We start from the raw sequence: 12079 nt of genomic DNA, 5'->3' as shown, positions 1-12079 counted from the left end.
TGTACCGCCGGGAGCCTAACCCGGGCTCCCCACGGCGCGAAGGGCGCGGGCACCGGTCTCGCGCAGGTGCGCCACCAGTTCGGGAGGCCCGTGCACCTCGAAATCGCAGCCCAGCATGAGCAGCCGGGCCGCCAGCCACTGGAGGGTGTCGGTGTGTCCGCGCAGCAGGCAGCTCCCGGCGTCGACCGGCTCGACCTCGTCCGGGGAGGCGCCGAGCCGCCGGACGGCCTCGTCCGCCGGGACGCGCAGGGTGGCCCGGACCTCGTAGGTGGGCGAGAGGGAGAACAGCCTGCGGGTGACGAACGCGGCCGCGTCCCGCCCGGGCACCTCGCGCGGCGGCACCCGTACGCCCGTCGGGCGGGGGTCTGTGATCCGGTCGATGCGGAAGATCCGCCAGTCGCCGCGCCCGTTGTCGTACGCCAGCAGGTACCAGCGCCGTCCCGCCGCCACCAGCCGGTGCGGTTCGACCAGGCGCGCGCTCTCGGTGCCGTCGCCCGCCCGGTAGGAGAACCGCAGACGCTCGCGGCCGGCTGCCGCCCCGGCGAGCACCGCGAGGCCGTGCGGATCCACGCCCGGGCCCTCCGGGGGCGGGGCGGACACCGTGGCGGTCCGCAGCGTCCCGACCCGGTACCGCAGCCGAGCCGGGAGCACCTGCTCCAGCTTGGCCAGAGCCCGCACCGACGCCTCCTCGATGCCGTCCACCGGGTGGCCGGCCACGGTGCTGAGGGCGACCGCGATGGCCACGGCCTCCTCGTCGTCCAGCAGCAGCGGCGGCATGGCCTTGCCCGCGGCGAGCCGGTAGCCGCCCACGGCGCCCATGGCCGCGTCCACCGGATAGCCCAGTCCGCGCAGCCGGTCGACGTCGCGGCGGACGGTGCGGACGCTGACCTCCAGACGGGCGGCGAGTTCGCTGCCCGGCCATACACGCGGGGTCTGGAGCAGGGACAGCAGTCTCAGCAGCCTGGCCGGTGTGTCGGTCATGGCGCCCAGCATGCACCGGAAGTGGGACAGGTTCTGACCTGTATGCCGTCTAGCGTCGGTACGGCCGGCAGGGGTGCTGCCGGCCCCCTGACGAGGAGAAGGCCATGGGCAGCGAGGAGATCCGCCCCTTCCGCATCGACGTCCCCCAGGAGGACCTGGACGATCTGCGCGACCGCCTGACCCGGGCCCGGCTGCCCCGCGTGCTGCCCGGCGAGGGCTGGAGCCGGGGCGTCCCCGGGGCGTGGTTGGAGGAGGTGGCCGAATACTGGCGCGAAGGCTACGACTGGCGCGGCCAGGAGGCGCGGCTGAACGGCTTTCCGCAGTTCACCACCGAGATCGGCGGGCAGGAGATCCACTTCCTGCACATCCGGTCCGCCGAGCCCGGTGCACTGCCGGTCCTGCTCACGCACGGCTGGCCGAACTCCTTCGTGGAGTTCGCCGATCTCGTCGGGCACCTCACCGACCCCCGCGCGCACGGTGGTGACCCGTCCGGGGCGTTCCACGTGGTGGTGCCCTCCATCCCCGGTTTCGGGTTCTCCGAACCGCCGCGCGAGACCGGCTGGACCACCGCCCGGGTGGGACGGATCTGGGCCGGGCTGATGGACCGGCTCGGGTACGGCCGCTACGGCGTCCAGGGCGGAGACCTCGGGGCGTACATCGCTCCCGAGGCGGCGAGGGCCGCCCCGGGACGCGTCGCGGGCGTCTACGTCATCGGCGGGCTCGGCTTCCCCACCGAGGAGGACCTCCCCGGCATGACGCGGGAGGAGCGGGCTGCGTACGAGTGGCTCCAGGGGCAGGACTGGATGAACGGTGTGGACCACCACGCGCTGCTGCGCGCCGCGCCGCAGACCTTCGCCTACGGCTGGCACGACTCCCCGGTCGCGGCGCTGGCGTGGATGGCGCAGAAGTTCCACGAGTTCAACGCCTCCGGCAAGCCGCTGGAGGAGGTGATCGACCGCGACCTGTTCCTGACGAACGTGAGCCTGTACTGGTTCACCGGGACGTGGGGGTCCTCGTCCTGGCCCATGTACGACACACCCGGCGGTCTGGGCTGGCCCAGGGGGCAGAAGGCGGTGCCCACCGGCGTCTACAGCGGCATGCCCGGATTCCGCCGGCTCGCCGAGCGGCACAACACGATCGTCCACTGGCCCGAGGACAACCCCGGCGGCCACCACTTCACGGCGATGGACCTGCCGGACGCCCTGGCGGCCGACATGCGCCTGTTCTTCGGCAAGGTGCGCTGAAACCCTGCTCGCTCCGGCCGTGCCGGGCGGCTACCGCGCGAGGCGGTCGAACGCTCCGGCCTTCGCACCCCGCAGGAGGGCGCGGAAGGCGGCGCGGTCGGTGGTGAGGACGCGGCCGGGGTCGGTGCTCTCGCGGACGGCTATGCCGTCACCGTCGTCGGCTGCGGCCACCTCCACGCAGTTGTTGCCGCCCGCTTCGGAGAAGGACGACTTGGTCCAGACGAGTTCGGACACGGACGGCACCTCTCACAGGTCTCTGACGATCGCGCTGATGAAGTCCCTCGACGCCTCGGGCGACAACGCTGCTTCCTCGATCAGGTCCAACCGGCGGCGGAAATGCGCCAGTTGCGTTGGAGAGTCGATGAATACCGCGCCGGTGGGCGAGTCCATGTGCACGGTATCAAGGCGCGGGTTCGGCGCGTCGGCGTAGAGCACGGAGTCTCCGGCCATGGGGAACCCGCCTGCCCGGAACGGGATCACGAGGAAGGTGACGTTGTCGCGTTCCCCGTCCTCCAGCAGCCGGTTGAGCTGGGCGCGGGCGGTCTCCCTGCCGCCGAACTGCATCCTCGGGGCGGCCTCGTGGATCAGGCCACGTACGGGATCGCCCTGTCGCCGGTGACCACGGCCTGTCTGGCCAGACGGTGGGCCACGCGCAGCTCCACCTCAAGGCGGGGCAGTGGCGGTACGAGGAGTTCGAAGATCGCCCTCGCGTGGTCTTCGGTGTGGAACAGGCCCGGAAGATGGGCGGTTTGTACGGTGCGCAGCCGCAGCGCGTAGTGCTCGACCTCGGACACGTCGAGGAAGTCCGGCGGAACCTTGCCGCGGTACTCCTCCCACCAGTGGGTCCTCCGACCTCCGGTCATCTCGGCCAGGTCGTCGACGAGCGCCCGGTCGGCGCACTCGTAGATGCTGGCCAGGCGACGCAGGCGCTCCTCGCTGATGCCGAAACGACCCGCCTCGATGTTGGAGATCATCGTCCGGTTCGTCCCCAGCAGGCCGGCCGCGGTCTCCGCGGACATGCCGACCTCTTCGCGCAGCCGCCGCAGTTCGGCGCCGAAACGGCGCTGGCGGATGGTCGGGGTCTGCCTTGGTGCCATGTGCCTTCTCCTTGTCCGCGCACAGTCTGGCGATGTCCGGCGTGCCGGTCCACGCGATCAACAAGGGTTGATTCGTTCCAATCGGTTTGGTGGCACCCGTTATGAGTTCGGCTCTACGGTGAAACCCGCCAACGCGCCGTACCGCCGAGCGCGCAGCGGAAGCGCACCGTGTGCCCCGCCCGGGAGGGCGCACGGCAGGCCACCGCCCGCGTACCGGTGCCCGGCGGCGCGACCAGCCCTCCACACTCACCGGAGGGCCGCTTGAGCACGCCCCGTTCCCGAAGCCGATCCCGTTCGCCGAGCCCTGGGAGTACGAGCTGCGCTTCCCCCGCGACCCGCGTGGTCCGGGGATCGCCAGAAGGACCCTGCGGGCCGTACTGGCCGCGCATGGACTGCTCGAACTGGCAGGCCGCGCCGAGCTGCTGACCTCGGAGCCGGCCACCGACTCCGTCAGGTACACCGAGCACGCCGCCGCCGTGACGCTGCGGTGGCTCCATCCCGTCCTGCGGGTCAGCGTGTGGGACGCCGGGCCCGGCGGGGTGCCCGCGCCGTCCTCGTCCCCGCCGCCTCCCGACCGGGAGGGTGGGCGCGGGCTGCTCATCCTCGACGTGCTCGCCGACCGCTGGGGCGACTGCCCGGCCGGGGACGGGCCCGCCGGACCGGGCGGGCCGGTCGGCAAGACCGTCCGGTTCGAACTGCTCCGGGGCGGGCCCCGCACCCGTCCGACCTGGTGCCCGCCGCCTGACGGGGAGCCGACTGCGTCCGGCGGGCGGCGGGTCAGGTCCCGAGGAGGGCGGCGAGGGTGTCGCGCAGCGGGGTGGTGGGGCGGCCGATGAGGCGGGAGAGCTCGCCGGGGGTGTCGCCGAGCTGGCCCGCGGCGATGGCGGCGTCCGTCCCGGCGAGGAACCGGGCCGTCTCCTCGGGCAGTCCGGCGCCGGTGAGGGCCTTGGCGTACCCGTCCGCCGACAGGTCGCGGTAGACGACCTCGGTGCCGGTCAGATCGGTGAGGACGGCGGCGAAGTCGGCCATGGTCCAGGCGGTGTCGCCGGACAGCTCGTACACGGCGTCCGTGTGGGCTCCCTGGCCGTCGGTTCCCTCGTCGGCCAGGACGGCGGCGGCCGCGGCCGCGTAGTCGGCGCGGGAGGCGGACGCGATCCGGCCGTCTCCGGCGGCCCCGGCGATCACCCCGGTCCTCAGACCCTGGCGGGCGGCCTGCTCGTAGTTCTCGGTGTACCAGCCGTTGCGCAGCAGGCAGTGGGGCAGGCCGGAGTCGCGCAGGTACTCCTCGGTCTCGCGGTGCTCGGGCGCCACGGGGACGGTGGTGGTGTCGGCGTGCAGGACGCTGGTGTAGGCCAGCAGCTCCGCACCGGCCTCCCCGGCGGCGTCGATGACGGCCCGGTGCTGCGGGACGCGGCGGCCGACCTCGCTGCCGGAGACCAGCAGCACCCGCCGGGCGTCCTCGAACGCGGCGGCCAGGGTGCCGGGCCGGTCGTAGTCGGCCTCCCGCACCCGTACGCCCCGCCGGGCGAGGTCGGCGGCCTTCTCCGGCGAGCGCACGGCTGCGACGACCCGGGACGCGGGCACGCCGCGCTCCAGGAGGGCCTCGACGGTGAGACGGCCGAGCTGTCCGGCGGCTCCGGTGACGACGATCATGGTGTGCTTCCTTGCCGGGGGAGGGTGCCTGGGGCGGACGGGTACCACGCCTCCCCGGCGCCCATGCACTTGTCCGGTCCGCCGGGCGGGGGCTTGCCCGGGGCGCCCGGCGGGCACCCGATCGGATCAGCCGGAGGGTGCGGCGAAGGTGCCGCGCCCATACTGACGCCACCGGCCCGACCCCGAGCGACACGGAGGTCTCCATGGGAACCAAGACCCCAGCCGACTCCAGGCTCTCCCGGAACCGCGCCACCCTCGCCCACAAGGTGCGCTACGCGATCGGCCACCCCGGACGCGTCCCCGCCCATCTGCGCCGGGCAGCCCGGGACACCTGGCTGCGGGCGAGGTACCGCGACGACCACATCGGGTACTACCGGGCCGTGATGGCCTCCGACGCCGCCCGCAGCCCGGAGGCGGCGGTCGGCGGCAGGCCGTCGTACGAGCGGTGGCTGGCCATCGGGCGGATGCAGTTCGACTACCTGCTGGAGCACGGGCTGAGGCCGGACGACCGGATGCTGGAGATCGGCTGCGGCAACCTGCGGGCCGGCCGGCTGTTCATCGGCCATCTCCGGCCCGGCCACTACTACGGGATCGACATATCCCCCCACATCCTGATCGAGGCCAAGCGGACCGTCGTGCGCCACGGGCTCCAGGACAAACTGCCCCACCTGGCGATCGCCGACGACCTGACCTTCGACTTCCTGCCCGAGGGGCACTTCACGGTCGTCCACGCCCACAGCGTCTTCTCCCACTCCCCGCTGGACGTCATCGACCAGTGCCTGGAGAACGTGGGACGGATCCTCGCCCCGGGCGGCTTCTTCGACTTCACCTTCGACCGCACCGAGGGCCGCGAGCACCACGTGCTGCGCGAGGACTTCTACTACCGCACCGAGACGCTGACCGACCTCGCCGCCAGCCACGGCCTGACGGCGCGTCTCATGGACGACTGGGAGCGGCTCCCGCACGGCCAGTCCAAGATCCGCGTCACCCAGCCGGCGCCGGACCGGGCGGTGGGCGGGACGGAACCGGAGCGCAGCCCGGTGTAGCGCGCGCCGGGGCGGACGGCGGCGCGGTTCACGGTGCCGGGGCCGGGCTGCCCGCCCCTGCACCACCCGCACCGCCCCCGCCGTGCACGCCGTCCGCGCTCGCACCGTCCGCGCCCGTCCCGCACGGGTCCTCGCCGGCCAGCAGGGTACCCAGGCCCTCGCGGGTGGCGGCCACCACCACGCGGTCGCCCGCCGTCATCAGATAGCCGTCGTGCAGCCGCCAGGCGAGGTCGCCGGTGAGGGTGTAGGTGCGGGCGCCGGAGGTGAGGGAGCCCAGATCGGCGCGGCGGCGGTCGGGCGGGGCGGTGTCCAGGGCCAGGATCCGCCAGGAGCCGGGGCGGGACGCCTCACCGACGGTGCGGCCCTCCAGCAGCCGGTTGCCCGTCACCGACACCGCGGCGAAGACCAGCACCCGGCGGCCGACGGGGATGGCACCCAGCACCTGGCGGCCCATCATGGCCCCGGCGAAGGCCGGTGCCGCCAGCGCCGAGACGCTGCGGCTGCGGGTCTGCGCGCCGGGGTAGGTGTCGCGCAGCGTGCGGTAGACGGTGGCGGCGAACTCGTCGTCGAACAGGCGCATCACCACCCGCAGGCCGGGGTTGACCTGGCGGGCGTAGAGCGTGGCCTCCAGGTTGGTGCCGCTGTCGCTGGTCAGCGCCAGCAGGGCGCGGCTGCGCGCTATCCCCGCGTCCTCCAGCACCCCGCCCTCGGTGACGTCGGCGACCAGGGTCGGCACCCGGCGCGCACGGGCGGTGGCGATGCCGCGCGCCTCGTCGTCGCGCTCGATGCACACCACGGGGATGCCCAGCTCCAGCAGCTGGTCCAGCACACGGGTGCCGACCTTGCCCAGGCCCAGCAGGACGACGTGCTTCTCGATGCCGTGCGGCGGGGGCGGCAGGGTGGCCGCCCGGCGGAAGGTGCCGTAGCTCTCCAGCACGACGGCGACCATCAGCGGCAGCAGCGCGGTGCCCGCCAGTCCGCCCAGCAGTTGCAGGATCTGCTCCCCGGTGCTGCCCTCCAGTTCGGGCTCGTTGATGGACATGACGTTGAGCAGGGTGATGTAGGCGGCGTGCAGCGGCGTCTCGCGGGTGACGTACCAGTTCGCGGCGGCCAGCAGCACGACCACCGCGGTGAGCCCGAGCAGGGCGGCCCGCAGCTTCCGGGAGAAGAAGCTGCCCACCGGTAACCGCGGCACGCGGGGAGCGGGGGCGCCGGCCCGGTCGGGGCGGCGGGTGATCGCCTCCAGGACGACGGTGCCGCGCTCGTCCGGCAGCCCTTCCAGCTCGCGCGGGTCGGGCAGCAGCACGGGGCCGTCGTGGTCCTCGGGGTCGGTGTAGACGTCGCCCTCGTCGGAGTCCGGGGAGTCGGGCAGCAGGGCCAGGGTGCACAGCGGATCGCGGCGGTCGGCGGTGCCCACGGTGCGCTCCTTGGCCCGCAGCAGCAGTCCGCCGGCGTGGATCACCTTGCTGGTGCCGACCACGGCCGCCGCCACCATGGAGGGGGCGGCGGTGTCCGCGTCGGACAGGACGGTGGTGGAGGCGTCCACGGCCGTCTGGTCCAGGCCGGGGACGCGGGCGGCGATGGTCCGGTCGAGCAGGTCCTCCAGATAGCGGCCCAGGGTCCGGTTGAACATCCGGATGACCAGGCGCAGTTCGGGGTTGATACGGCGGGCCCGCAGCGCGGTGTGGATGTTGAGCTGGTCGTCGCCGGAGGTCAGCGCCAGCGCGGCGGCGTGCTCGATGCCCGCCTGCCGCAGCGCCTCGTCGTCGGGTACCTGGGCCTCCACCGCCCGTACGTCCAGGTGCCGGTCGCCGACCAGCGCGGCGATCTGCGGGCCCTGGTCGCCGCCGCGCAGCGAGGGCAGGACGACGGTGACCTTCTGGCCGTAGACGGAGGCGAGTTCGAGCACCAGCCGCTGGGACAGGGAGTTGTCGCCGCACACGACCATGTGGCCGGACAGACCGGCCGGTTCGCTCCGGCGCCCGTCCTGCGGCGGGACGGCCGGCCCCGGCACGGGGGGAGGGGGTGGAGGGGGCGAGGTGACCATGACACCTCATTCGACCACGTCCGGCGGTCACCCGGGGGACGAGGCGTCACAGATTCGTTATGAACGTTACTTCTATTCATCTGTTCGAAGCGTGTGTAACGTCTGTTACCTCATTCGAGGACACCGAGGGGACCATCCATGCGTAGATCACTGGCGCTCGGCGCCGTCGTGCTGTGCGGAGCGTCGCTGACCGCCTGCGGCGGTGGCGCCGAACCGGCGACCGCGGAAGGCACCCGGCCGGCGAAGGTCGCGGGCGTCACCGTCGAGACCGACCCGGAGCTGCACGACAGGCTCCCCGAGCAGATCAGGAAGGCGGGGAAGGTCCGCGTCGCCTCCGACGTGCCCTATCCGCCCTTCGAGATGTTCGAGAAGGAGGGCGGTACGCGGATCACCGGCCTCGACTACGACCTGGGTCAGGCGCTCGGCGCCAGGCTCGGCGTCGAGTTCGACTTCACGCCCCAGAAGTTCGACGGCATCGTCCCGGCGATCCAGGCGGGCAAGTACGACGTGGCCATCTCCGCCATGACCGACAACAAGCAGCGCCAGAAGGTGGTCGACTTCGTCGACTACTCGGTCTCCGGCACCGGCATCCTCGTGCGCGAGGGCAACCCGGAGAGGATCCGCACCGCACTGGACCTGTGCGGACTGCGGGTCGCCGCCCAGGCCGCCACCAACCAGGCCGACTTCGTCCAGGAACTCGGACCGGAGTGCGCGAAGGCAGGCAAGGGGAAGATCGACCTCCAGACCTACCCCAAGGACTCCGACACCCAGCTCGCGCTCAGCAGCGGCAAGGCCGACGCCGCCGTCATCACCAAGCCGGCCGCCGGGTACATCGCCAAGACCGCCGGCGACGGCTCCACCTTCGACCTGGTCGACGACCCCGAGGCGAAGGGCGGTTACAACGCCTCGCCCAACGGCATCGCCGTCAGCAAGAGGCTGCCGGAGCTGACCGACGCCATCCAGGCCGCCCTCCAGCAGCTCATCGACGACGGCACCTACGGGAAGATCCTCGACAAGTACGGCGTCCGCTCCATCGGCGTGGAGAAGGCCACCAAGAACGCGGCGGTGGACTGACATGGCCTCCTCCACCGCGGTCACCGCCCACCACCACGACCCGCCGGCGCAGCAGGGCGTCCAGGAGCTGCGGACCGTGCCCGTACGCCACTGGGGCCGCTGGGCGGCGGCCGCCGCCGCGCTCACCGCGGGCGGCGGCACCCTGTGGTCGCTGGCGAAGAACCCCAACCTCGACTGGCCAACCGTCGGCGACTACCTGCTGCACGACCTGGTGTTCAGCGGACTGTGGACCACCGTGTGGCTGACGGTGGCCTCCATGGTCATGGGCCTGGTCGGCGGCACCGTCGTCGCCGTCATGCGGCTGTCGGACAACCTGGTGCTGTCCTCGCTGGCATCCCTGTTCGTCTGGGTCTTCCGCGGCACCCCGATCCTGGTGCAGATCATCTTCTGGGGCTACATGGGCGCGTTCTACGAGCAGGTGATGATCGGCATCCCGTTCACCGACGTCACCTTCTTCTCCGCCCCCACCTCGGAGCTGGTCACCCCGACGATCGCCGCGCTCCTCGCGCTCGGTCTCAACGAGGTCGCCTACGCCTCGGAGGTCATACGCGGCGGCATCCAGTCCATCGACAAGGGGCAGACCGAGGCCGCCCACTCCCTGGGCATGCGGCCGGGCATGACGCTGCGCCGGATCGTGCTGCCCCAGGCGATGCGGGTCATCGTGCCGCCCATGGGCAACGACACCGTCACCATGCTCAAGACCACCGCCCTGGTCTCGGTGATCGCCGGACACGACCTGATGTCCAACATCCAGGACGTCTACGCCCAGAACTACAAGGTCATCCCGCTGCTGGTGGTCGCCGCGATCTGGTACCTGGTGCTGGTCTCGCTGCTGAGCGTCCCGCAGTCCTGGCTGGAGCGCCGCTACGGGCGGGGCGCCGGCGCCGGCGACTCCCCGCTGCGGCGACTGCTGTCCGTACGCCGGCCCGTCCGGCCCGTGAAGGGAGCGAACCGGTGAGCGGCGCACCCATGGTCCTCGCCGAGGGCGTCCGCAAGCGCTTCGGCCGCACCGAGGTGCTCAAGGGCATCGACCTGGAGGTCGGCGCCGGGCAGGTGTGCTGCCTGCTCGGCCCGTCCGGCTCCGGCAAGTCCACCTTCCTGCGCTGCGTCAACCACCTGGAACGGGTGGACGGCGGCAGCCTCACCGTGGACGGTGAGCGGATCGGGTACCGGCGCCGCGGCTCGGTGCTGTACGAGCTCAAGGAGCGCGAGATCGCCGCCCAGCGCCGCGACATCGGCATGGTCTTCCAGCGCTTCAACCTCTTCCCGCACATGACCGCGGTGGAGAACGTCATGGAGGCGCCGGTGCGGGTGCGGCGCGAGTCCAGGGCGGCGGCCCGGGAGCGGGCCCTGAGGCTGCTGGACCGGGTCGGGCTCGGCGACCGGGCCGGCAACTACCCCTCCCAGCTCTCCGGCGGCCAGCAGCAGCGCGTGGCCATCGCCCGCGCGCTGGCGATGGAGCCCAAGCTGATGCTCTTCGACGAGCCCACCTCCGCGCTCGACCCGGAGCTGGTCGGCGAGGTGCTGGACGTCATGCGCGGGCTGGCCGAGGACGGCATGACGATGATCGTCGTCACCCACGAGATCGGCTTCGCCCGGGAGGTCGCCGACACCGCCGTCTTCATGGACGACGGCGTGGTCGTCGAGTCCGGCCACCCGCGCGACGTGCTGACCTCGCCCCGGCGCGAGCGCACCCGCTCCTTCCTGGCCAAGGTCCTGTGAGCGCCCCGGCACACCGCCGGCCCACCGCCGCGCACCTGCGCGCGGCGGTGGAGAGGCGCTACCCCGCGTTCCTGGCCGACCTGGAGCTGATGACGGGCGTCGACAGCGGGTCGTACGACAGCGAGGGCGTCGGCGCCGTCGGCGCGATGGCCGCGGAGCGGCTGCGAGGACTGGGCTTCACGGTGCGGTCCGTGCCGGTGGGCTCCGCGCCGGACGGCCGGCGGCTGGGCGACGCCCTGGTCGCCCGCCGGGCCGGCCGGGCACCCGGCGGCAGACGGCTGCTGCTGATGGCCCATCTGGACACCGTGTACGAGGCCGGCACGGCCGCCGCCCGCCCCCTGCGGACCGAGGACGGCACCGCGTACGGTCCCGGCGTCTGCGACGACAAGGGCGGCCTGCTGCTGGGCGTCGCCGCGATCGGCGCCCTGCTGGACCTGGGCGCCGAGGACTGGGGCGAACTGGTCTTCCTGTGCACCCCGGACGAGGAGATCGGTTCGCCCGGCAGCCGGCCCCTGACCGAAGCCCTGGCCAAGGAGGCCGACTTCGGCCTCTGCCTGGAGTGCGCGCGTGAGAACGGCGACCTGGTCACCGCCCGCAAGGGCGTGGTCGACCTGCGCCTGACCGTGCGCGGCCGGGCCGCGCACAGCGGCGTCGAACCGGAGCGCGGCGCCAACGCGGCCCTGGCCGCCGCCCACCTCCTCATCGCCGTCCAGGGACTGGGCGGCGGCCCCGGCGGCACGACCGTCAACGTCGGCCGGGTGCGGGCCGGTTCGCGGACCAACGTGGTCTGCGACGAGGCGGTGCTCGACGTGGAGGTGCGGTCCGCCACCCGCGACGGCCTGTGGGACGCCCGCCGCGAGATCGCGCGGCTGGCCTCCCGCACCTGGGTGGAGGGCACCTCGGTGGAGGTTGCCGAGGGGGAGGAGTGCCCGCCCCTGGAACGCACCCCGCAGGTGGCGGACCTGGCGGACCTGGCCCTGGCCCTGGCCGCGGAACTCGGCGTCCGGGCGGGCGCCGCCGCGACCGGGGGCGTCGCCGACGCCAACTTCGCGGCCGGCACGGGACTGCCGGTCCTGGACGGCCTCGGGCCGGTCGGCGGCGGCGACCACAGTCCCGGCGAGTGGCTCGACCTGTCCAGCGTCGTCCCCCGCGGCGCACTGCTGGCCGCCCTGATCTCCCGGCTGGGCACCGGGGGCGCCGGCTGACGGCCCGCCC

11 protein-coding genes and 1 pseudogene are annotated in these 12079 nt (G+C 73.2%); 7 read left to right on the top strand and 5 right to left on the bottom strand.

Going from position 1 to position 12079, the window contains the following annotated elements:
• Positions 1-15: 15 nt before the first annotated feature.
• A complete protein-coding gene (locus ACLIYP_RS09960) occupies positions 16-981 on the bottom strand; it encodes a helix-turn-helix transcriptional regulator (protein ID WP_412712770.1) in 966 nt (321 codons plus the stop codon).
• Positions 982-1085: 104 nt separating this feature from the next.
• Here ACLIYP_RS09960 and ACLIYP_RS09955 point away from each other — a divergent pair, with 104 nt between their 5' ends.
• Positions 1086-2225: an epoxide hydrolase family protein gene (locus ACLIYP_RS09955; protein ID WP_412712769.1), complete on the top strand. Its 1140-nt coding sequence runs from the start codon at positions 1086-1088 to the stop codon at positions 2223-2225.
• Between the two features lie 30 nt (positions 2226-2255).
• Here the strand turns inward: ACLIYP_RS09955 and ACLIYP_RS09950 are convergent, their stop codons facing one another.
• Both ACLIYP_RS09950 and ACLIYP_RS09945 read right to left on the bottom strand, forming a co-directional pair.
• Positions 2256-2459 carry a DUF397 domain-containing protein gene (locus ACLIYP_RS09950; RefSeq protein ID WP_412712768.1) on the bottom strand — a complete coding sequence of 68 codons (204 nt, stop codon included), beginning with the start codon at positions 2457-2459 and terminating at the stop codon, positions 2256-2258.
• A 12-nt stretch (positions 2460-2471) separates the two neighbouring features.
• Positions 2472-3244, bottom strand: a pseudogene (locus tag ACLIYP_RS09945) (Scr1 family TA system antitoxin-like transcriptional regulator).
• Positions 3245-3492: 248 nt separating this feature from the next.
• Between ACLIYP_RS09945 and ACLIYP_RS09940 the strand changes: the two are divergent.
• Positions 3493-4158, top strand: coding sequence for an ATP-binding protein (locus ACLIYP_RS09940; RefSeq protein ID WP_412712767.1), 666 nt, complete (start codon positions 3493-3495; stop codon positions 4156-4158).
• On the opposite strand, the gene ACLIYP_RS09935 is transcribed toward ACLIYP_RS09940, so the two are convergent.
• Positions 4100-4975: an SDR family oxidoreductase gene (locus tag ACLIYP_RS09935; protein WP_412712766.1), complete on the bottom strand. Its 876-nt coding sequence runs from the start codon at positions 4973-4975 to the stop codon at positions 4100-4102. The two genes, ACLIYP_RS09940 and ACLIYP_RS09935, sit on opposite strands and share 59 nt — an antisense overlap.
• A 203-nt stretch (positions 4976-5178) precedes the next feature.
• Here ACLIYP_RS09935 and ACLIYP_RS09930 point away from each other — a divergent pair, with 203 nt between their 5' ends.
• Positions 5179-6021 (top strand): class I SAM-dependent methyltransferase, encoded by an 843-nt coding sequence (locus ACLIYP_RS09930; RefSeq protein ID WP_412712765.1) that lies wholly within the window; start codon positions 5179-5181, stop codon positions 6019-6021.
• 28 nt (positions 6022-6049) lie between these two features.
• On the opposite strand, the gene ACLIYP_RS09925 is transcribed toward ACLIYP_RS09930, so the two are convergent.
• Positions 6050-7969 (bottom strand): NAD-binding protein, encoded by a 1920-nt coding sequence (locus ACLIYP_RS09925; protein WP_412712789.1) that lies wholly within the window; start codon positions 7967-7969, stop codon positions 6050-6052.
• A gap of 237 nt (positions 7970-8206) precedes the next feature.
• On the opposite strand from ACLIYP_RS09925, the gene ACLIYP_RS09920 reads away from it, so the two are divergent.
• Genes ACLIYP_RS09920 through ACLIYP_RS09905 form a run of 4 tightly spaced genes read left to right on the top strand, consistent with a single transcriptional unit; the run spans position 8207 to position 12069 of the window.
• The gene (locus ACLIYP_RS09920) at positions 8207-9142 is read left to right on the top strand and encodes an ABC transporter substrate-binding protein (RefSeq protein ID WP_412712764.1); all 936 of its coding nucleotides are present in this window, start codon (positions 8207-8209) and stop codon (positions 9140-9142) included.
• A 1-nt stretch (position 9143) separates the two neighbouring features.
• Complete coding sequence (locus ACLIYP_RS09915) at positions 9144-10100, top strand: amino acid ABC transporter permease (protein WP_412712763.1); 957 nt, start codon at positions 9144-9146, stop codon at positions 10098-10100.
• A gap of 11 nt (positions 10101-10111) precedes the next feature.
• On the top strand, positions 10112-10864 hold the full coding sequence (locus ACLIYP_RS09910) for an amino acid ABC transporter ATP-binding protein (protein WP_412712788.1): 753 nt from the start codon (positions 10112-10114) through the stop codon (positions 10862-10864).
• A complete protein-coding gene (locus ACLIYP_RS09905) occupies positions 10861-12069 on the top strand; it encodes a M20/M25/M40 family metallo-hydrolase (protein ID WP_412712762.1) in 1209 nt (402 codons plus the stop codon). The genes ACLIYP_RS09910 and ACLIYP_RS09905 overlap by 4 nt, the downstream gene beginning before the upstream one ends.
• Positions 12070-12079 lie beyond the last annotated feature (10 nt).

Origin of the sequence: Streptomyces nanhaiensis (assembly GCF_046614825.1) — a bacterium.
Taxonomy (GTDB): domain Bacteria; phylum Actinomycetota; class Actinomycetes; order Streptomycetales; family Streptomycetaceae; genus Streptomyces; species Streptomyces radiopugnans.
Note: the sequence above shows the minus strand (reverse complement) of the source record. Positions and strands in the feature narration are given on the sequence as shown.